Origin of the sequence: Escherichia sp. R1, assembly GCF_003000935.1 — a bacterium.
Taxonomy (GTDB): Bacteria; Pseudomonadota; Gammaproteobacteria; order Enterobacterales; family Enterobacteriaceae; genus Escherichia; species Escherichia coli.
Map to the genome: position 1 here is coordinate 200,645 of NZ_PSRU01000005.1, position 21,328 is coordinate 221,972.

The window sequence follows — 21,328 nt, forward strand, 5'->3', positions numbered from 1 at the left end:
TTAATGAATGAGTGTGGGAACGGCGAGTCGGAATACGGGAATGTCGATGCTGAAAGGGACGCCATTTTCATCGATCATTTCGTAGTGACCCTGCATGGTGCCCAGCGGGGTTTCAATGATTGCACCGCTGGTGTACTGGTACTCTTCGCCAGGCGCGATAAGTGGCTGGACGCCAACCACTCCTTCGCCCTGGACTTCGGTTTCACGGCCATTGCCATTGGTGATCAGCCAGTAACGCCCCAACAACTGCACTGGCGCTCGCCCCAGATTGCGTATGGTTACGGTATAAGCAAAAACGTAACGTTCATTATCAGGTGAAGATTGTGCCTCAATGTAGACGCTTTGAACCTGAATACACACTCGGGGCGAATTGATCATCGTTAACTCTCCTGCAAAGGCGCGTTCTCCGCCAGATAGTTCGCCATCTGGCAATATTGCGCGACAGAGATATTTTCCGCTCGCATCGCCGGGTCGATCCCCATTCCCGTTAACACCTCGACGCTAAACAGGTTGCCGAGGCTGTTACGAATGGTTTTACGACGCTGGTTAAAGGCTTCGGTGGTGATGCGGCTCAACACGCGAACATCTTTAACCGGGTGAGGCATCGTTGCATGAGGAACCAGGCGCACGACGGCGGAATCCACTTTGGGTGGTGGTGTAAAGGCTGACGGCGGTACTTCCAGCACCGGGATCACGTTGCAATAGTATTGCGCCATGACGCTTAATCGACCATACGCCTTGCTGTTCGGTCCTGCAACCAGACGATTCACCACTTCTTTTTGCAACATAAAGTGCATGTCGGCAATGGCATCAGTATAGCTAAACAGATGGAACATCAACGGCGTGGAGATGTTATAAGGCAGGTTGCCGAAAACACGCAGCGGCTGGCCCATTTTCGCGGCCAGTTCGCCAAAGTTAAAGGTCATCGCATCCTGCTGATAAATCGTCAGTTTCGGGCCTAAGAATGGATGCGTTTGCAGACGTGCCGCCAGATCGCGGTCAAGTTCGATGACCGTCAGCTGGTCCAGACGTTCGCCGACCGGTTCGGTCAATGCCGCCAGACCGGGACCGATTTCGACCATCGCCTGGCCCTTCTGCGGGTTAATGGCAGAAACAATGCTGTCGATCACGAACTGATCGTTGAGAAAGTTTTGCCCGAAGCGTTTACGGGCTAAGTGGCCCTGGTGGACTCGATTATTCATTGGGTGTTAACAATCATTTTGATGGCGAGATTAAGCGCCGTAATAAAACTGCCGACATCGGCTTTACCACGTCCCGCCAGTTCAAGCGCGGTACCGTGGTCCACTGATGTGCGAATAAAGGGCAGGCCCAGCGTAATGTTCACACCGCGCCCGAAGCCCTGGTATTTTAGCACGGGAAGACCCTGATCGTGGTACATCGCCAGCACCGCGTCGGCGTTATCAAGATATTTCGGCTGAAACAGGGTATCGGCAGGCAGCGGCCCGTTGAGTTTCATCCCCTGCGCCCGCAGCTTGTCGAGCACCGGAATAATGGTGTCTATCTCTTCCGTACCCATATGACCGCCTTCGCCCGCGTGTGGATTCAGCCCGCAGACCAGAATGCGCGGTTCGGCAATACCAAATTTGGTGCGCAAATCGTGATGCAAAATAGCAATCACTTCGTGCAAAAGCGCAGGGGTGATAGCATCTGCGATATCGCGCAGCGGTAAATGCGTCGTTGCCAGCGCCACGCGAAGTTCTTCGGTTGCCAGCATCATCACCACTTTTTTCGCCTGCGAACGCTCTTCGAAAAACTCGGTATGACCGGTAAACGGAATGCCTGCGTCGTTAATGACGCCTTTATGCACGGGGCCTGTGATCAGCGCAGCAAATTCACCGTTCAGACAGCCATCACACGCTCGCGCCAGCGTTTCCACCACATAATGCCCATTTTCAACCGCTAACTGCCCCGCAGTGACAGATTCACGTAGCGCGACAGGAAGTAGCGTTAATGTGCCCGCAGTTTGCGGTTGTGCAGGGGAGTTGGGGGAATAAGGACGGAGGGTGAGCGGCAAACCGAGCATCGCTGCCCGGTCGGTAAGGAGAGTGGCATCGGCACAAACAACCAGTTCGACTGGCCACTCACGCTGTGCAAGCTGGACAATTAAGTCCGGGCCAATCCCGGCGGGCTCGCCGGGAGTGATCACAACACGTTGGGTTTTAACCATTAGTTGCTCAGGATTTTAACGTAGGCGCTGGCACGTTGTTCCTGCATCCAGCTTGCTGCTTCTTCCGAGAACTTACGGTTCATCAGCATGCGGTATGCACGATCTTTCTGTGCCGCGTCGGTTTTATCGACATTACGGGTATCCAGCAGTTCGATTAAATGCCAGCCGAATGAAGAGTGAACCGGTGCACTCATTTGACCTTTGTTCAGGCGGGTCAGGGCGTCACGGAAGGCCGGATCGAAAATATCTGGTGTAGCCCAGCCGAGATCACCGCCCTGGTTAGCAGAGCCTGGATCCTGAGAGAACTCTTTCGCTGCGGCAGCAAAAGTCGTTTTACCACTCTTGATATCGGCAGCAATCTGTTCCAGTTTCACGCGGGCCTGTTCGTCAGTCATGATCGGCGACGGTTTCAGCAGAATATGGCGAGCATGAACTTCGGTCACCGAGATATTTTTGCTTTCGCCGCGCAGGTCGTTAACTTTCAGAATATGGAAGCCAACGCCGGAACGAATCGGGCCAACAATGTCGCCTTTCTTCGCGGTGCTTAATGCCTGGGCGAAGATCCCCGGCAACTCCTGAATACGGCCCCAGCCCATCTGTCCGCCGTTCAGCGCCTGCTGGTCGGCAGAATGAGCAATCGCCAGCTTACCGAAATCAGCGCCGTTACGCGCCTGATCGACAATCGCGCGCGCCTGGCTTTCCGCTTCGTTCACCTGATCAGAGGTCGGGTTTTCCGGCAGTGGGATCAGGATGTGGCTCAGGTTCAGCTCAGTGCTGGCGTCGTTTTGGTTACCCACTTGCTGCGCCAGGGATTCGACTTCCTGCGGCAGGATGGTGATGCGACGACGCACCTCGTTGTTACGCACTTCAGAGATAATCATCTCTTTGCGGATCTGGTTACGATAGGTGTTGTAGTTCAGACCATCGTAAGCCAGACGGCTGCGCATCTGATCCAGCGTCATGTTGTTCTGTTTCGCGATGTTAGCAATCGCCTGATCCAGCTGCTCATCGGAGATTTTCACTCCCATTTTCTGCCCCATCTGCAGGATGATTTGATCCATGATCAAACGTTCCATGATTTGGTGGCGCAGCGTCGCGTCATCAGGAAGTTGCTGCCTTGCCTGAGCAGCGTTCAGTTTTACCGACTGCATTAATCCATCAACGTCGCTTTCCAGCACGACGCCGTTATTGACGACGGCTGCGACTTTATCGACTACCTGGGGGGCAGCGAAACTGGTATTCGCGATCATGGCGATACCGAGAAGCAGCGTTTTCCAGTTCTTCATACTTTTTCCATTTCAATTAACCGCACTGCGGATTACGTGGTAAATCAACAAATCACAAAGTGTTTTGATACGGCAGAATGTTCGAACGCAGCATCTCTTGCGTACCCAGACCGTAGTTGGAGCTCAGGCCGCGAAGTTCGATGTTAAAGCCGATTGCGTTGTCATATACCGCATGTTGTTTATCGTTATCCCAACCGTTCAGCTTCCGCTCGTAACCGACGCGAATCGCATAGCAGCAGGAGCTGTATTGCACACCTAACATAGAGTCGGCTTGCTTGTTCGCATTGGTGTCGTAGTAGTAGGCCCCAACAATGGACCAACGATCGGCAATTGGCCAGCTGGCGACGGCACCTACCTGCGAAATACCATTCTTATATTGCTCAGCAGTGGAATAGTACTTAGGCAGCGTTGCCTGAATATATTCCGGGCTGGCGTAACGGTAATTCAGCTGTACCAGACGGTCTTCATCCCGACGGTATTCAATGCTGGAGTTACTGGCCGCTACGTTATCCAGACGTGTATCGTACTGAATCCCGCCACGCAATCCCCAACGATCAGAGATGCGCCAGTAAGTATCGCCTGCCCATACCAGTGAGCCCGTTTTGTCGTCATTCTCCCATGTTATGTTGTCATCGCCAGTGCGAGACTCCGTGAAATAGTAGATTTGACCAACGGAAATATTAAAACGTTCAACGGCAGCATCATCATATATGCGAGATGTGACACCGGTCGTCACCTGGTTAGCGGAGGCAATACGGTCAAGACCGCCGTAAGTCCGGTCCCGGAACAGGCCGGAGTAGTCAGATTGCAGCAGCGACGAGTCGTAGTTATAGATTTTGCTCTGATCGCGATATGGCACATACAGATACTGCGCGCGTGGTTCCAGTGTCTGGGTATAGCCCGGCGCCAGCATTTCCATATCACGCTCGAAGACCATTCTACCGTCTACCTTGAACTGCGGCATTACACGGTTAGCGGACTCTGCCAGCCTGGTCGTGTTTCTGGAGTTATACCAGTCAAGATTGGTTTGCTGATAATGGGTTGCCAGCAACTTCGCTTCAGTATTGATGCTGCCCCAGTTATTAGAGAGCGGCAGATTGATGGTCGGTTCCAGGTGAACACGAGTCGCCTCTGGCATGTCATCTCTGGTGTTAACAAAGTGCACCGCCTGGCCGTAAATTCGCGTATCGAAAGGACCGACATCGTTTTGATAGTAGTTAACGTCTAACTGCGGTTCTGCCGAGTAGCTACTGGTGTTCTGCTCGCTGAAGACCTGGAACTGCTTGGTTGAAACGGTGGCATTGAAGTTTTGCACCGCATAGCCAACGCTGAATTTTTGCGTTGCGTAGCCGTCGGTACTGGAACCGTACTTGTTATCGAAATCATTGAAGTAGCTAGGATCGCTGACCTTGGTGTAGTCGACGTTGAAACGCCACACCTGATCCATGACCCCGGAGTGGTTCCAGTAGAATAACCAACGACGTGAACTGTCATCGTTCGGGTGTTCATCTTTATAGACTTTATCTGAAGGCAGATAGTCCAGTTCCATCAAGCCAGCGCCCGCCTGGGAGAGGTAGCGGAATTCGTTCTCCCACATGATATTGCCACGACGATGCATATAATGCGGCGTGATGGTGGCATCCATATTTGGCGCGATGTTCCAGTAATATGGCAGGTAGAACTCAAAGTAGTTGGTGGTGGTGTACTTGGCGTTCGGGATCAAGAAACCAGAGCGACGTTTGTCACCCACCGGCAACTGCAAATAGGGGCTATAAAAGATCGGTACCGGACCCACCTTAAAGCGGGCGTTCCAGATCTCCGCAACTTGTTCTTCGCGGTCATGAATAATTTCGCTACCTACCACGCTCCAGGTGTCAGAACCCGGCAGACAGGAGGTAAAGCTACCGTTATCCAGAATGGTATAGCGGTTTTCGCCACGTTGTTTCATCAGGTCCGCTTTACCGCGGCCCTGGCGACCCACCATCTGGTAATCACCCTCCCAGACGTTGGTATCTTTGGTGTTCAGATTCGCCCAGCCTTTCGGCCCTTTGAGGATCACCTGGTTATCGTCGTAATGGACATTACCGAGCGCATCAACGGTACGTACCGGCTCCGGTTGTCCTGGTGCCTCTTTTTGATGGAGCTGCACTTCGTCGGCCTGCAGACGGCTGTTACCCTGCATGATATCCACGCTGCCAGTAAACACGGCGTCATCCGGGTAGTCCCCTTTCGCGTGGTCAGCATTGATAGTCACGGGTAAGTCATTGGTATCGCCCTGTACCAGAGGACGGTCATAGCTTGGCACGCCCAACATGCACTGTGAGGCGAGGTCGGCTGCCAGTCCCTGTTGACTATAAAGGGCGGTGGCAATCATGGTGGCCAGGAGAGTGGGGATACGTTTTTTCATACGTTGATTTTATTGTTCCATCATCGGTAACGTTGCGCGTGACAAACGGTCAGAGACTAACGTACTCGTCATCTCTACGCTAGTGTTAATCCTGTCCGAATAGCGTCTGTGGTGTTAGGCACGGCATTGAATGACAGGTATGATAATGCAAATTATAGGCGATGTCTCACAATAGACCGCAGCCAGAAATGGGTAAAAGCGCCTTTATATTGTGGGAGATAGCCCTGATATCCGTGTGTCGATTTGGGGAATATATGCAGTATTGGGGAAAAATCATTGGCGTGACCGTGGCCTTAATAATGGGCGGCGGCTTTTGGGGCGTAGTATTGGGCCTGTTAATTGGCCATATGTTTGATAAAGCCCGTAGCCGTAAAATGGCGTGGTTCGCCAACCAGCGTGAGCGTCAGGCGCTGTTTTTTGCCACCACTTTTGAAGTGATGGGGCATTTAACCAAATCCAAAGGTCGCGTCACGGAAGCTGATATTCATATCGCCAGCCAGTTGATGGACCGAATGAACCTTCATGGCGCTTCCCGTACTGCGGCGCAAAATGCGTTCCGGGTGGGAAAATCAGACAATTACCCGCTGCGCGAAAAGATGCGCCAGTTTCGCAGTGTCTGCTTTGGTCGTTTTGACTTAATTCGTATGTTTCTGGAGATCCAGATTCAGGCGGCGTTTGCTGATGGTTCACTGCACCCGAATGAACGGGCGGTGCTGTATGTCATTGCTGAAGAATTAGGGATCTCCCGCGCTCAGTTTGACCAGTTTTTGCGCATGATGCAGGGCGGTGCACAGTTTGGCGGCGGTTATCAGCAGCAATCTGGCGGTGGTAACTGGCAGCAAGCGCAGCGTGGCCCGACGCTGGAAGATGCCTGTAATGTGCTGGGCGTGAAGCCGACGGATGATGCGACCACCATCAAACGTGCCTACCGTAAGCTGATGAGTGAACACCATCCCGATAAGTTGGTGGCGAAAGGTTTGCCGCCAGAGATGATGGAGATGGCGAAGCAGAAAGCGCAGGAAATTCAGCAGGCCTATGAGCTGATAAAGCAGCAGAAAGGGTTTAAATAAGTTTCAACGTGTAGGCCTGATAAGACGCGGCCCGCGTCGCATCAGGCAATCGGCGCAAAATTGCCGGATGCGGCGTGAACGCCTTCTCCGGCCTACCGAACTTCGCCAGCGTGACTATTAAAAATCCGCTGGTGCTTTAAATGTCATACTATTACCATACGCCGGATGGGTAATCGTCAGCATCTCTGCATGTAGCAACAAACGCGGTGCCATTGCTCTCGCTTCTGGTGATGCATAAAAACGATCGCCGAGAATCGGATGACCCAGCGCCAGCATATGCACACGCAGCTGATGCGAACGCCCGGTAATCGGTTTTAACACCACTCTTGCCGTGTTATCCGCCGCATATTCCACCACTTCATACTCCGTCTGCGCAGGTTTACCTGTTTCGTAACAGACTTTCTGTTTCGGGCGGTTTGGCCAGTCGCAAATCAGCGGCAGATCCACCAGACCTTCCGCAGGGGATGGATGCCCCCAGACGCGGGCCACATACTGTTTTTTCGGCTCGCGCTCGCGGAACTGGCGTTTTAACTCCCGCTCCGCGGCTTTGGTCAGCGCCACTACAATCACGCCGCTGGTAGCCATATCCAGACGATGCACCGATTCTGCCTGCGGATAATCACGCTGAATGCGCGTCATCACGCTGTCTTTGTGCTCTTCCAGACGACCCGGCACAGACAACAAACCGCTCGGCTTGTTGACCACCATAATATGGTCATCCTGATACAGGATAACCAACCAGGGTTCCTGCGGTGGATTGTAGTTTTCCATCCCCATTTTCGGCTCCGTTACTGATGCGTTACAACGATCAAACGCAGGGCATCCAGACGCCAGCCTGCCTGATCCAGGCTTTCCATTACCTGCTGACGGTTGCTCTCAATGGCGGTCAGTTCGTCGTCACGAATGTTCGGGTTAACTGCACGCAGCGCTTCCAGACGAGACAGCTCGGCAGACAGTTTTTCGTCGGCTTCGTTACGCGCTGCATCAATCAGTGCACGGGCAGATTTCTCGATCTGCGCTTCCCCCAGCTGAAGGATAGCGTGAACATCCTGCTGCACCGCGTTAACCAGCTTGCTGCCGGTGTGACGGTTAACCGCGTTAAGCTGGCGGTTAAAGGTTTCAAACTCTACCTGCGCCGCCAGGTTGTTGCCGTTTTTATCCAGCAGCATACGTACCGGCGTCGGTGGCAGGAAGCGGTTGAGCTGCAACTGCTTCGGAGCCTGGGCTTCAACCACATAAATCAGTTCCACCAACAGCGTACCTACCGGCAACGCTTTGTTTTTCAACAGTGAAATCGTGCTGCTACCGGTATCGCCAGAAAGGATCAGATCCAGACCGTTGCGGATCAGCGGATGCTCCCAGGTAATAAACTGTGCATCTTCACGCGCCAGCGCCACTTCACGGTCGAAGGTGATGGTGATGCCATCTTCCGACAGGCCAGGGAAGTCCGGCACCAGCATATGATCGGACGGCGTCAGCACGATCATGTTGTCGCCGCGATCGTCCTGATTGATACCGATAATATCGAACAGGTTCATGGCGAAGGCGATCAGGTTGGTATCGTCATCCTGCTCTTCAATGCTTTCTGCCAGTGCCTGGGCTTTTTCGCCACCGTTGGAATGGATTTCCAGCAGGCGGTCACGACCTTGTTCCAGCTGTGCTTTCAGCGCTTCATGTTGCTCGCGGCAGTTTTTGATCAGATCGTCAAAGCCTTCGGTCTCATCCGGCGAGGCCAGATAGTTAATCAAATCGTTGTACACGCTATCGTAGATAGTGCGTCCGGTCGGGCAGGTGTGCTCGAATGCATCCAGACCTTCGTGATACCAGCGCACCAGCACCGACTGAGCCGTTTTTTCCAGATAAGGCACATGGATCTGAATATCGTGCGCCTGACCGATACGATCCAGACGCCCAATACGCTGCTCCAGCAGATCCGGGTTGAATGGCAGGTCAAACATCACCATGTGGCTGGCGAACTGGAAGTTACGTCCTTCAGAACCGATTTCCGAGCACAGCAGTACCTGCGCACCGGTGTCTTCTTCAGCAAACCAGGCGGCAGCGCGGTCACGTTCGATTATCGACATGCCTTCGTGGAACACCGCGGCGCGAATACCTTCACGTTCGCGCAGTACTTGCTCCAGTTGCAGCGCAGTGGCAGCTTTGGCGCAGATCACCAGCACTTTCTGAGAGCGATGGCTGGTCAGGTAGCCCATCAGCCACTCAACGCGCGGATCGAAGTTCCACCAGGTGGCGTTATCGCCTTCAAATTCCTGATAAATACGCTCCGGATAGAGCATATCGCGAGCGCGATCTTCCGCACTTTTACGTGCGCCCATAATGCCGGAGACTTTAATAGCGGTCTGATACTGCGTCGGCAGTGGCAGCTTAATAGTGTGCAGCTCGCGTTTCGGGAAGCCTTTCACACCGTTACGGGTGTTACGGAACAGCACGCGGCTGGTACCGTGGCGATCCATCAGCATCGAAACCAGTTCCTGACGGGCGCTCTGGGCATCTTCGCTGTCGCTGTTTGCTGCTTGCAACAGCGGCTCGATATCCTGCTCGCCGATCATCTCACCGAGCATGTTCAGTTCGTCATTGCTCAGTTTGTTACCTGCCAGCAGCATGGCAACGGCGTCCGCAACCGGACGATAATTTTTCTGCTCTTCAACGAATTGCGCAAAGTCGTGGAAACGGTTCGGGTCCAGCAGACGCAGACGGGCGAAGTGGCTTTCCATCCCCAGCTGTTCCGGGGTTGCGGTCAGCAGCAGAACGCCCGGCACGTGCTCTGCCAGTTGTTCAATGGCCTGATATTCACGGCTCGGCGCATCTTCGCTCCACACCAGGTGATGCGCTTCATCGACCACCAGTAGATCCCACTCGGCTTCACAGAGATGTTCCAGACGCTGTTTGCTACGACGGGCAAAATCCAGCGAGCAAATCACCAGCTGCTCGGTATCGAACGGGTTGTAAGCATCGTGCTGAGCTTCGGCATAACGCTCATCATCAAACAGAGCAAAGCGCAGGTTGAAACGGCGCAGCATTTCTACCAGCCACTGATGCTGTAAGGTTTCCGGGACGATAATCAGCACACGTTCAGCAGCGCCAGAGAGCAGTTGCTGATGCAGGATCATCCCGGCTTCAATGGTTTTCCCTAAACCCACTTCGTCAGCCAACAGGACGCGCGGCGCGTGGCGGCGACCAACATCATGAGCGATGTTGAGCTGGTGCGGGATCAGGCTGGTACGCTGACCGCGCAGGCCGCTGTACGGCATACGGAACTGTTCGCTGGAATACTTACGCGCGCGATAACGCAGCGCAAAGCGGTCCATACGGTCAATCTGCCCGGCAAACAGACGGTCCTGCGGTTTGCTGAACACCAGTTTGCTATCAAGGAAAACTTCACGCAGGGCCACGCCGGACTCTTCAGTATCAAGGCGAGTACCGATATAGGTCAGCAAGCCATTTTCTTCTTTTACTTCTTCGACTTGCATCTGCCAGCCGTCATGGCTGGTAATGGTATCACCAGGGTTGAACATCACGCGGGTCACGGGGGAATCACTGCGTGCGTACAGACGGTTTTCACCAGTAGATGGGAAAAGTAAAGTGACAGTTCGCGCATCCACCGCGACAACGGTTCCAAGTCCCAATTCGCTTTCTGTATCGCTGATCCAGCGTTGACCAAGTGTAAAAGGCATATGTGTTCGGCTCTATATCTTTAATTGCAGGCAATAACCACCCGCTACCGTGCTTATGAGGTAGTGGTGTTATTCAGGTCCAGGAATGGAAAGGGCGCTATGGTACTGGATGGCAAAGCATTCGTCACGCATCAAAATGGTATCTGGCGAACTCTTTTTTTTGCTCAAAATAGCCCAAGTTGCCCGGTCATAAGTGTAGCAAAATTATCCTCAATAAAAGGGAGTATTCCCTCCGCCACGGGTTGTAGCTGGCGGGTCAGATAGTGTTCGTAATCCAGTGGTGAACGTTGGTAGTCCAGCGGCTCCGGGCCGTTGGTGGTCCATACGTACTTAATGGTGCCGCGGTTCTGATATTGCAAGGGGCGACCGCGCTTATGGTTTTCTTCATCGGCAAGGCGAGCGGCGCGTACATGAGGCGGCACATTACGCTGATACTCGCTCAGCGGACGGCGAAGGCGTTTACGATAAACCAGCCGCGCATCCAGTTCACCCGCCATCAGTTTGTCGATGGTTTCGCGGACGTATTCCTGATATGGCTCGTTACGGAAGATACGCAGGTAAAGCTCCTGCTGAAACTGCTGGGCCAGCGGCGTCCAGTCGGTGCGCACGGTTTCCAGCCCTTTAAACACCATCCGCTGTTTATCGCCCTCCTGAATCAGCCCGGCATAACGCTTTTTACTACCGGTATCGGCTCCGCGAATGGTTGGCATCAGAAAACGGCAGAAATGGGTTTCATACTCCAGTTCCAGTGCGCTGGTCAGCCGTTGTTTTTGCAGCGTTTCTGCCCACCAGGCGTTAACGTGCTGCACCAGTGCACGACCGATTTTCGCCGCTTCTTCTTCTGAATGTGCACCTTTCAGCCAGACAAACGTTGAGTCGGTATCGCCGTAGATCACGTCGTAGCCCTGCGCTTCAATCAACGCTTTGGTTTGCCGCATGATCTGATGGCCACGCATGGTGATCGACGATGCCAGGCGTGGATCGAAGAAACGGCAGGCGGTGGTGCCGAGCACACCATAAAAGGCATTCATAATGATCTTCAGCGCCTGCGAAAGCGGCTTATTACCCTGACGTTTGGCTTCATCGCGTCCGTGCCAGATGTTAGTCACAATCTCCGGCAGGCAATGTTTCTCCCGTGAGAACCAGGCATCGAGAAAACCTTCGGTACTGTGCTCTGGATCAGGCTGCGCCATGCCTTCCACCAGCCCGACGGGATCAATCAGAAAGGTGCGGATGATCGACGGGTACAGGCTTTTGTAGTCCAGCACCAGCACCGAATCATAAAGCCCAGGTCGCGAATCCATCACGTAGCCGCCAGGGCTGGCGTGCGGCGGCACTTCGCCGAGATTAGGCGCGACATAACCAGCGCGATGCATACGGGGAAAATAGAGATGACCAAACGCTGCCACCGAACCGCCGTGTCGATCTACCGGCAGGCCGTTCACCGTCGCCCGTTCGAGCAAAAACGGCATGATTTCAGTTTTGTGGAAGATCTGCGTCACCAGCTCGCAATCTTTCAGGTTATAAGTTGCCAGCGCAGGCTTATCTTCGGCGAAACGGCGGTCAATTTCGTCCATTCGATCCCACGGGTTATCGATAGATTTTCCTTCGCCTAATAACTCCTGAGCGACGGTTTCCAGCGAGAATGAAGAGAAATTCCAGAACGCGGATTTCAGCGCCTCGATACCGTCGATAATCAGTCGCCCTTTGGCCTGAGCAAAAAAGACGCCGTTTTTCAAGCCGTGCTCGCGCCACTCCAGCTCGCTGTTATCACGCCCCAGACGCAGCGGAATACGGTAACGCTCGGCATGTTTTTGCAGCATTCGCAGATCGAACTGCACCACGTTCCAACCGATGATCACATCAGGATCATGAGTCGCAAACCAGGCGTTAAGTTTTTCCAGTAGCAGCGGGCGGCTGGCGACGTATTCCAGTTCAAAATCGAGCGCGGAGGCGTCGCCATTCTCTGGCCCCAGCATATAAACGATACGCTGCCCGCAACCTTCCAGGCCGATGCAGTACAGCTCACCGTGGCGGGTGGTTTCAATATCAATAGAAACCCACTTGAGCGGCGGACGATAGTCGGGATGCGGTTTCAGACGGGCATTAACGATAGCGCCGTTGCGCATATCACCCTCGACCCACACTGGCGAGGTGATAAACCGCTCCATCAGATAGCGTTCTGGCGGGCGCACATCGGCCTCGTAGACGGTAACGCCACCTTCACGCAGGCGCTTTTCGTAATTCATCAACTGGCGATGGGCGCGACAGTAAAGGCCATACACCGGCTGGCGATGAAAATCCTTTAACGCCAGCGGCGTCAGGCAAAAGCCTTGCTCACCCTGCAAAATATGCTGGGCGCGGGGAACCTGATCGGCGGGAATAAACGCCACGGACTCTTGCGGTGCAAGCGTAACCTGCAACGGCCCGCTGTCCGTCGCCAGCCAGAAGGAGACTTCTGTACCTTGTGGGGTGTCCCGCCAGTGTCGGGTTAAGATAAAACCTGCCTGCGCCACGCTGAAAATCCAATAAAAAACCAGGCTTGATTATAGCCTGGTTTCGTTTGATTGGCTGTGGTTTTATACAGTCATTACTGCCCGTAATATGCCTTCGCACCATGCTTACGCAGATAGTGTTTATCCAGCAGCGTTTGCTGCATATCCGGTAACTGCGGCGCTAACTGACGGCAGAATATCCCCATATAAGCGACCTCTTCCAGCACGATGGCGTTATGCACTGCATCTTCGGCATTTTTGCCCCATGCAAATGGGCCGTGAGAATGGACCAGGACGCCGGGCATTTGCGCCGCATCGATACCCTGTTTTTCGAAGGTTTCTACGATGACGTTACCGGTTTCCCACTCATATTCACCGTTGATTTCTGCGTCGGTCATTTTGCGGGTGCAGGGAATGGTGCCGTAGAAATAGTCGGCGTGGGTGGTACCGGTTGCTGGAATCGACTGACCCGCCTGCGCCCAGATGGTGGCGTGGCGCGAGTGTGTGTGCACAATGCCGCCAATGGACGGGAATGCCTGATAGAGCAGCCGGTGAGTTGGCGTGTCGGAGGAGGGCTTTTTCGTTCCTTCAACCACTTCACCGGTTTCGATGCTAACCACGACCATATCGTCGGCGGTCATGATGCTGTAGTCGACGCCGGAAGGTTTGATCACCAGGACGCCGCGCCCGCGATCAACGGCGCTGACATTGCCCCAGGTGAGCGTGACCAGGTTGTGTTTTGGCAGCGCCAGGTTGGCTTCTAATACCTGGCGTTTGAGATCTTCTAACATGTTGACTCCTTCGTGCCGGATGCGCTTTGCTTATCCGGCCTACAAAATCGCAGCGTGTAGGCCTGATAAGACGCGTCGGCGTCGCATCAGGCGGTGAATGCCGGATGCGCTTTGCTTATCCGGCCTACAAATCCGGAACGCGTAGGCCTGATAAGACGCGCCAGCGCCGCATCAGGCGGTGAATGCCGGATGCGCTTTGCTTATCCGGCCTACAAAATCGCAGCGTGTAGGCCTGATAAGACGCGTCAGCGTCGCATCAGGCGTTACATACCTGATTCGGCTACTTAGCGACGAAATCCGTAATACACTTCGTTCCAGCGCAGCGCGTCTTTAAACGCTGGCAGGCGGGTGTCGTTATCAATCACCGTGATTTCAATGTCGTGCATCTCGGCGAACTGGCGCATATCGTTGAGGTTCAGCGCATGGCTGAAAACGGTATGGTGCGCGCCACCAGCGAGGATCCACGCTTCGGAAGCAGTTGGCAGATCCGGTTGCGCTTTCCACAGCGCATTCGCCACCGGCAGTTTCGGCAGGGAGTGCGGTGTTTTCACCGTGTCGATGCAGTTAACCAGTAGACGGTAACGATCGCCGAGATCAATCAAGCTGGCGACAATCGCTGGGCCGGTTTGGGTATTGAAAATCAGGCGGGCAGGATCGTCCTTACCACCAATACCGAGATGCTGAACGTCGAGGATCGGTTTCTCTTCTGCGGCGATCGACGGGCAGACTTCCAGCATATGGGAGCCGAGCACCAGGTCATTGCCTTTCTCGAAGTGATAGGTGTAGTCCTCCATAAAGGAGGTGCCGCCCTGCAGACCGGTTGACATCACCTTCATGATGCGAAGCAGGGCGGCAGTTTTCCAGTCGCCTTCGCCCGCAAAGCCGTAACCCTGCTGCATCAGACGCTGTACGGCCAGACCAGGAAGCTGTTTCAGACCGTGCAAATCTTCAAAGGTGGTGGTGAACGCGTGGAAGCCACCTTGTTCCAGGAAGCGCTTCATCCCCAGCTCAATACGCGCCGCTTCCAGCACGTTCTGGCGTTTTTCGCCGTGGATTTGTGTGGCAGGCGTCATGGTGTAGCAGCTTTCGTACTCATCGACCAGCGCGTTAACATCGCCGTCGCTGATGGAGTTCACCACCTGCACCAGATCGCCAACCGCCCAGGTATTGACGGAGAAACCGAACTTGATCTGTGCGGCAACTTTATCACCATCGGTGACCGCCACTTCACGCATGTTATCGCCAAAACGGCAGACTTTCAGATGACGGGTATCCTGTTTAGAGACCGCCTGACGCATCCAGGAGCCAATACGCTCATGTGCTTGTTTATCCTGCCAGTGACCGGTAACCACGGCATGTTGCTGACGCATACGCGCGCCGATGAAGCCGAACTCACGACCGCCATGTGCAGTCTGGTTCAGGTTCATAAAGTCCATATCGATACTGTCCCACGGCAGCGCCGCGTTAAACTGGGTGTGGAATTGCAGCAACGGTTTGTTGAGCATAGTCAGGCCGTTGATCCACATTTTGGCCGGGGAGAAAGTGTGCAGCCACACTACCAGGCCAGCGCAACGATCGTCGTAATTCGCGTCACGGCAAATAGCGGTGATTTCATCCGGCGTGGTGCCCAGCGGTTTCAGCACCAGTTTGCAGGGCAGTTTCGCTTCCGTATTCAGCGCATTAACGACGTGCTCGGCATGTTGGGTGACCTGACGCAGGGTTTCCGGGCCATACAGATGTTGGCTGCCAATTACAAACCACACTTCATAATTATCAAAAATCGTCATTGTCGTGTCCTTATAGAGTCGGAACGGCCTGGGCAGCCTGTGCCGGGGCGGAAGTTGGAAGATAGTGTTTTTCGGCGCTCATCGCCCATTGCTGATAGCGGCGATAAAGCTGTTCAAAGCGTTGTGCCTGTTCGCTGCACGGTTGCAGGGTTTTCTCTACCGCACTGGCCATTTTTTGCTGGGCTGATGGGATGTCTGCGTGCACTTTCGCGGCGACGGCAGCGAAAATCGCCGCACCGAGCGCACAGCACTGGTCAGAGGCAACAATTTGCAGCGGGCGATTCAGCACGTCGCAGCAGGCCTGCATAATGACCTGGTTTTTCCGCGCGATGCCGCCCAGTGCCATCACGTTATTGACGGCGATCCCCTGATCGGTGAAGCACTCCATAATTGCGCGTGCGCCAAAGGCGGTGGCGGCAATTAAACCGCCGAACAGTAGCGGAGCGTCGGTAGCGAGGTTCAGATCGGTAATCACCCCTTTCAGGCGTTGGTTAGCGTTTGGCGTGCGACGACCGTTAAACCAGTCGAGTACTACCGGCAGGTGATCCAGAGACGGGTTTTTAGCCCATGCTTCGGTCAGCGCCGGAAGCAGTTGTTTCTGGCTGGCGTTGATTTGATCTTTCAGTTCCGGATGCTGGGCGGCAAGCTGTTCCAGCGGCCAGCCGAGTACGCGACCGAACCAGGCGTAGATATCGCCAAACGCCGATTGGCCTGCTTCCAGACCGATAAATCCAGGCACCACGCTGCCATCAACCTGACCGCAAATACCTTTCACTGCCCGCTCGCCAACGCTCTGTTTGTCGGCAATCAGAATGTCGCAGGTCGAAGTACCGATAACTTTTACCAGTGCGTTAGGCTGTGCGCCTGCACCAACTGCGCCCATATGGCAGTCAAACGCGCCGCCGGAAATCACCACGCTTTCAGGCAGGCCGAGACGCTGCGCCCATTCCGGACATAACGTGCCCACCGGAATATCGGCAGTCCAGGTATCAGTGAACAGCGGGGAAGGCAAATGGCGATTGAGGATCGGGTCCAGTTCGTCAAAGAAACTGGCTGGCGGCAGGCCGCCCCAGCTTTCATGCCATAGCGACTTATGTCCGGCGCTGCAACGTCCGCGACGAATATCCTGCGGGCGGGTGGTACCGGAAAGCAGAGCTGGTACCCAGTCGCACAGCTCAATCCACGATGCGGCAGATTGCGCCACGGCGCTGTCCTGGCGAGTCACATGCAGGATTTTTGCCCAGAACCATTCGCTGGAATAAATACCGCCAATATAGCGGGAGTAGTCAACGTTGCCCGGCGTGTGACATAAGCGGGTTATCTCTTCCGCTTCTTCAACCGCGGTGTGGTCTTTCCACAATACGAACATCGCGTTCGGGTTTTCGGCAAACTCCGGGCGCAGCGCCAGCACGTTACCGTCGGCGTCAATCGGTGCGGGCGTCGAGCCGGTTGTGTCAACGCCAATCCCGACCACAGCTGCGTGCTGTTCGACGCTAAGCTCTGCAAGCACAGTTTTCAGCGCCGCTTCCATTGACTCAATGTAGTCACGCGGATGATGACGGAACTGGTTATTCGGGGCATCACAAAATTGCCCGTTCTGCCAACGGGGATACCACTCTACGCTGGTGGCGATCTCTTCACCGGTGGCGCAGTCCACCGCCAAAGCTCGCACAGAATCACTGCCAAAATCGAGGCCAATTGCAATCGCCATCGTTTCACTCCATCCAAAAAAACGGGTATGGAGAAACAGTAGAGAGTTGCGAAAAAAAGCGTCAGGCTGGATCCGCTAATCTTATGGATAAAAATGCTATGGCATAGCAAAGTGTGACGCCGTGCAAATAATCAATGTGGACTTTTCTGCCGTGATTATAGACACTTTTGTTACGCGTTTTTGTCATGGCTTTGGTCCCGCTTTGTTACAGAATGCTTTTAATAAGCGGGGTTACCGGTTGGGTTAGCGAGAAGAGCCAGTAAAAGACGCAGTGACGGCAATGTCTGATGCAATATGGACAATTGGTTTCTTCTCTGAATGGCGGGAGTATGAAAAGTATGGCTGAAGCGCAAAATGATCCCCTGCTGCCGGGATACTCGTTTAACGCCCATCTGGTGGCGGGTTTAACGCCGATTGAGGCCAACGGTTATCTCGATTTTTTTATCGACCGACCGCTGGGAATGAAAGGTTATATTCTCAATCTCACCATTCGCGGTCAGGGGGTGGTGAAAAATCAGGGACGAGAATTTGTCTGCCGACCGGGTGATATTTTGCTGTTCCCGCCTGGAGAGATTCATCACTACGGTCGTCATTCGGAGGCTCACGAATGGTATCACCAGTGGGTTTACTTTCGTCCGCGCGCCTACTGGCATGAATGGCTTAACTGGCCGTCGATATTTGCCAATACCGGTTTCTTTCGCCCGGATGAAGCGCACCAGCCGCATTTCAGCGACCTGTTTGGGCAAATCATTAATGCCGGACAAGGGGAAGGGCGCTATTCGGAATTGCTGGCGATAAATCTGCTTGAGCAATTGTTACTGCGGCGCATGGAAGCGATTAACGAGTCGCTTCATCCGCCGATGGATAATCGGGTACGCGAGGCTTGTCAGTACATCAGCGATCACCTGGCAGACAGTAATTTTGATATCGCCAGCGTCGCACAGCATGTCTGCCTGTCGCCGTCGCGTCTGTCGCATTTGTTCCGCCAGCAGTTAGGGATTAGCGTATTAAGCTGGCGCGAGGACCAGCGCATCAGTCAGGCGAAGCTGCTTTTGAGCACCACCCGGATGCCTATCGCCACCGTCGGTCGCAATGTCGGTTTTGATGATCAACTCTATTTCTCGCGAGTATTTAAAAAATGCACCGGGGCGAGTCCGAGCGAGTTTAGGGCAGGTTGTGAATAATAAGAAAGAAGGGGGGGAACCCCCTTGCTTTCTTCATCTGACGTTATTTATATATTTCACGGGGGATTAATTTTAGTTATTTTTAGTTGAATCGTTTTACCTGAATTATTTTTTTCTTGATAAAATATCGACAACGATTTCTTTTTGTAAAAATAAAACGAAGGCTTATGTATCGGGATACCCATCATGAACATATTGTCCGGTTGCATCAGGAGAATATATCAAGCGGTTTGTTCATCGTAGGAACACCACATTGAGCGGTTATGGCAGGCACTTCACGCCACCATAAATGCCGTTCGATGTGGCAGTTGTTGAAAAAAGTACGGCATTCTATGAAAAACGCCAGTTACTCCTTCAGAGGAGAACATGGTCTGGCAAAAGTGTAGCGGCATCAGGCGCAGCTATCTTTGTAAATTCATTCATAAAATGAATTGTATACAAAAAAATATTGAAAAATAATATTTTTCCTTATTGATATTATTTGCTATACGTTTTTTTTGAGGGGAGATTGTGATGAGCAAACGTAACGATATTACTGATGGAATATTTGCAACAACGAAAAAGTATGGATTAGTTTATACCGAAGAGTTAGGTTGGATCGATTTGGGGCATGCTCAGGGACAAGATGCCAGAATATTAAAAAGAAAATTGGAGCAAGAACATTTTTCAACATATTACGATGAATTTCATGATTGGTATTTTCCTGTTGATTATCATCAGGAAATGGGAATTCGGAAAAAAATATTAGGAGTAGATCTTACATTTCATACCGGTGTTTATACGAAGGTTATGGTTCGTTCATGTCTTTCACCCACTCTTAAAGCAAGAGTTGCCTTAACGTTAATGTATGGAACTGCGAAGAGGTTTGAAGCATGGCAAAACTCATTTATTTTTAACTGGTATACTGATAGCGGATTTAGTGCAGAAGATTTAGTCTCAGACTTGATTGGTTTTTATCGTGTATTTGGAACAGGCCCCGATCCACTTTTATTGGCAAAACCTTTATCTTACACAAAAGCCTTACAAATATGGGATACATATGGAGCGCCAGGGAATTTTAAAAATACTGAGTTTACGCCATTCTTATTTACAACCCATCCTCCTTTTAAAAAAAATCAACTAATAAAAAAGAAGCTTCCAGAATGGTTAAATTATATAAAGCCATTAGATGAGTCTTTTTCAACATTGTTATATAATCAATATAATAATAGACCTGTTACTAATTATTATAAAGATAAAAACAGAATAAATCATGAGTTGTATAGTTCATTATCAAGTTCGGGAGCTATAAAGTTTTCAGAATCTCCCTTTGAAAGACCGCTTTTTCTTTTCTTAAACCCTCATTATCCGCACAGGTCGTGAGTAGAGATGTCAAAATATATTTATATTTTATTATCATTTTTAGTTTTATTCTTTATATTTTTCTATGCTTATATCTCATTGATGTCAAAGGAACATCACTATACACAGCATGAACTTTCCCCATTTTTCCTTTATACGCCAGAGAGTTTGCGAAATTTGCCAAACATATCAAACGTAGCCGAGTATAGCTATTACTATAATGTTGATGATATGCAAACAAGAGTGATTGTTACATGGCGAAATATAGATAACATTTTTCTTCAGAAAGCAAAGCTAATAGATTTTTTGAAAAGAATGGGACCGAGTCTACAAAACGATTGTATATGGTTTTTTCATGATAAAAGTGATTATGCAAATAATTTCCAGCGTTATTGCATCATTGAGCACCGTGATTCTCTGCAGGTGGAATATTTTGAGACTATCGAATGATAGGCAGAGGGTGTCTTTTGTGCCGGTTGTGAAGAAAAAGTGAATGATGTAGCCGTCAAGTTGTCATAATTGGTAACGAATCAGATAATTGACGGCTTGACGGAGTAGCATAGGGTTTGCAGAATCCCTGCTTCGTCCATTTGACAGGCACATTATGCAAGCATTGCTGGAACACTTTATTACCCAATCTACCGTGTATTCATTGATGGCGGTGTTATTGGTGGCCTTTCTGGAGTCGCTGGCGCTGGTCGGTTTGATTCTACCCGGTACGGTGCTGATGGCGGGGCTGGGAGCGCTGATTGGTAGCGGTGAGTTAAGTTTCTGGTATGCCTGGCTGGCGGGGATTATTGGCTGCCTGCTGGGCGACTGGATCTCCTTCTGGCTGGGCTGGCGTTTTAAAAAGCCGTTGCATCGCTGGTCATTTCTGAAGAAGAACAAAGCATTACTCGATAAAACCGAACATGCGCTGCATCAGCACAGCATGTTCACCATTCTGGTCGGTCGTTTTGTCGGCCCGACGCGTCCGCTGGTGCCAATGGTGGCGGGAATGCTGGATCTCCCGGTGGCAAAATTTATTACGCCGAATATTATCGGCTGCTTGCTGTGGCCACCGTTTTACTTCCTGCCGGGGATTCTGGCGGGTGCGGCGATCGATATTCCTGCCGGGATGCAGAGCGGTGAGTTTAAATGGTTGCTGCTGGCAACAGCGGTGTTTTTGTGGGTTGGAGGCTGGCTGTGCTGGCGGTTATGGCGCAGCGGTAAAGCGACTGACCGTTTGAGTCATTATTTGTCCCGCGGTCGTTTGTTGTGGCTGACGCCGTTGATTTCTGCCATCGGCGTGGTGGCGCTGGTGGTGTTAATTCGCCACCCGTTGATGCCGGTGTATATCGATATTTTGCGTAAAGTGGTTGGGGTTTAGGGGA

The 21,328-nt window shown here is 52.4% G+C and carries 16 protein-coding genes and 1 pseudogene; 6 read left to right on the plus strand and 11 right to left on the minus strand.

Features of this window, described 5'->3' with window-relative positions:
• From apaG to lptD, 5 genes are read right to left on the minus strand one after another with little or no spacing between them, the layout of a single operon-like run.
• Positions 1-378 (minus strand): Co2+/Mg2+ efflux protein ApaG, encoded by a 378-nt coding sequence (gene apaG, locus C4F37_RS08460; RefSeq protein WP_000610901.1) that lies wholly within the window; start codon positions 376-378, stop codon positions 1-3.
• A gap of 2 nt (positions 379-380) precedes the next feature.
• A complete protein-coding gene (gene rsmA / locus C4F37_RS08465) occupies positions 381-1,202 on the minus strand; it encodes a 16S rRNA (adenine(1518)-N(6)/adenine(1519)-N(6))-dimethyltransferase RsmA (protein WP_001065363.1) in 822 nt (273 codons plus the stop codon).
• Complete coding sequence (gene pdxA, locus C4F37_RS08470; protein ID WP_000241225.1) at positions 1,199-2,188, minus strand: 4-hydroxythreonine-4-phosphate dehydrogenase PdxA; 990 nt, start codon at positions 2,186-2,188, stop codon at positions 1,199-1,201. The genes rsmA and pdxA overlap by 4 nt, the downstream gene beginning before the upstream one ends.
• The gene (gene surA / locus C4F37_RS08475) at positions 2,188-3,474 is read right to left on the minus strand and encodes a peptidylprolyl isomerase SurA (protein ID WP_000800457.1); all 1,287 of its coding nucleotides are present in this window, start codon (positions 3,472-3,474) and stop codon (positions 2,188-2,190) included. The genes pdxA and surA overlap by 1 nt, the downstream gene beginning before the upstream one ends.
• Before the next feature lie 52 nt (positions 3,475-3,526).
• Positions 3,527-5,881 carry an LPS assembly protein LptD gene (gene lptD / locus C4F37_RS08480; protein WP_001540666.1) on the minus strand — a complete coding sequence of 785 codons (2,355 nt, stop codon included), beginning with the start codon at positions 5,879-5,881 and terminating at the stop codon, positions 3,527-3,529.
• 254 nt (positions 5,882-6,135) lie between these two features.
• On the opposite strand from lptD, the gene djlA reads away from it, so the two are divergent.
• Positions 6,136-6,951 (plus strand): co-chaperone DjlA, encoded by an 816-nt coding sequence (djlA, locus tag C4F37_RS08485; RefSeq protein WP_001200599.1) that lies wholly within the window; start codon positions 6,136-6,138, stop codon positions 6,949-6,951.
• A gap of 117 nt (positions 6,952-7,068) precedes the next feature.
• Here the strand turns inward: djlA and rluA are convergent, their stop codons facing one another.
• The 6 genes from rluA to araB form a co-directional block, all read right to left on the minus strand.
• On the minus strand, positions 7,069-7,728 hold the full coding sequence (gene rluA, locus C4F37_RS08490; RefSeq protein ID WP_000525176.1) for a bifunctional tRNA pseudouridine(32) synthase/23S rRNA pseudouridine(746) synthase RluA: 660 nt from the start codon (positions 7,726-7,728) through the stop codon (positions 7,069-7,071).
• An 11-nt stretch (positions 7,729-7,739) separates the two neighbouring features.
• Positions 7,740-10,646: an RNA polymerase-associated protein RapA gene (rapA, locus tag C4F37_RS08495; protein WP_001117001.1), complete on the minus strand. Its 2,907-nt coding sequence runs from the start codon at positions 10,644-10,646 to the stop codon at positions 7,740-7,742.
• A 164-nt stretch (positions 10,647-10,810) separates the two neighbouring features.
• On the minus strand, positions 10,811-13,162 hold the full coding sequence (gene polB, locus C4F37_RS08500; RefSeq protein ID WP_001556757.1) for a DNA polymerase II: 2,352 nt from the start codon (positions 13,160-13,162) through the stop codon (positions 10,811-10,813).
• A gap of 74 nt (positions 13,163-13,236) precedes the next feature.
• A complete protein-coding gene (gene araD / locus C4F37_RS08505) occupies positions 13,237-13,932 on the minus strand; it encodes an L-ribulose-5-phosphate 4-epimerase (protein ID WP_000888698.1) in 696 nt (231 codons plus the stop codon).
• A gap of 284 nt (positions 13,933-14,216) precedes the next feature.
• Positions 14,217-15,719, minus strand: a complete 1,503-nt coding sequence (gene araA, locus C4F37_RS08510; protein ID WP_000151726.1) for an L-arabinose isomerase — start codon at positions 15,717-15,719, stop codon at positions 14,217-14,219.
• Positions 15,720-15,729: 10 nt separating this feature from the next.
• Positions 15,730-17,430 (minus strand): ribulokinase, encoded by a 1,701-nt coding sequence (gene araB / locus C4F37_RS08515; RefSeq protein WP_001540672.1) that lies wholly within the window; start codon positions 17,428-17,430, stop codon positions 15,730-15,732.
• A gap of 338 nt (positions 17,431-17,768) precedes the next feature.
• Here araB and araC point away from each other — a divergent pair, with 338 nt between their 5' ends.
• From araC to C4F37_RS08540, 5 genes and pseudogenes are all read left to right on the plus strand, one after another.
• Positions 17,769-18,614 (plus strand): arabinose operon transcriptional regulator AraC, encoded by an 846-nt coding sequence (araC, locus tag C4F37_RS08525; RefSeq protein WP_001298645.1) that lies wholly within the window; start codon positions 17,769-17,771, stop codon positions 18,612-18,614.
• A 246-nt stretch (positions 18,615-18,860) separates the two neighbouring features.
• Positions 18,861-19,000 (plus strand): annotated as a pseudogene (locus C4F37_RS27765) (IS630 family transposase); the annotation flags it as partial.
• 127 nt (positions 19,001-19,127) lie between these two features.
• Positions 19,128-19,976: a hypothetical protein gene (locus C4F37_RS08530; RefSeq protein WP_000044502.1), complete on the plus strand. Its 849-nt coding sequence runs from the start codon at positions 19,128-19,130 to the stop codon at positions 19,974-19,976.
• 6 nt (positions 19,977-19,982) lie between these two features.
• Positions 19,983-20,405: a hypothetical protein gene (locus tag C4F37_RS08535; protein WP_000049681.1), complete on the plus strand. Its 423-nt coding sequence runs from the start codon at positions 19,983-19,985 to the stop codon at positions 20,403-20,405.
• A 154-nt stretch (positions 20,406-20,559) separates the two neighbouring features.
• Positions 20,560-21,324 carry a DedA family protein gene (locus tag C4F37_RS08540; protein WP_001148383.1) on the plus strand — a complete coding sequence of 255 codons (765 nt, stop codon included), beginning with the start codon at positions 20,560-20,562 and terminating at the stop codon, positions 21,322-21,324.
• Positions 21,325-21,328 lie beyond the last annotated feature (4 nt).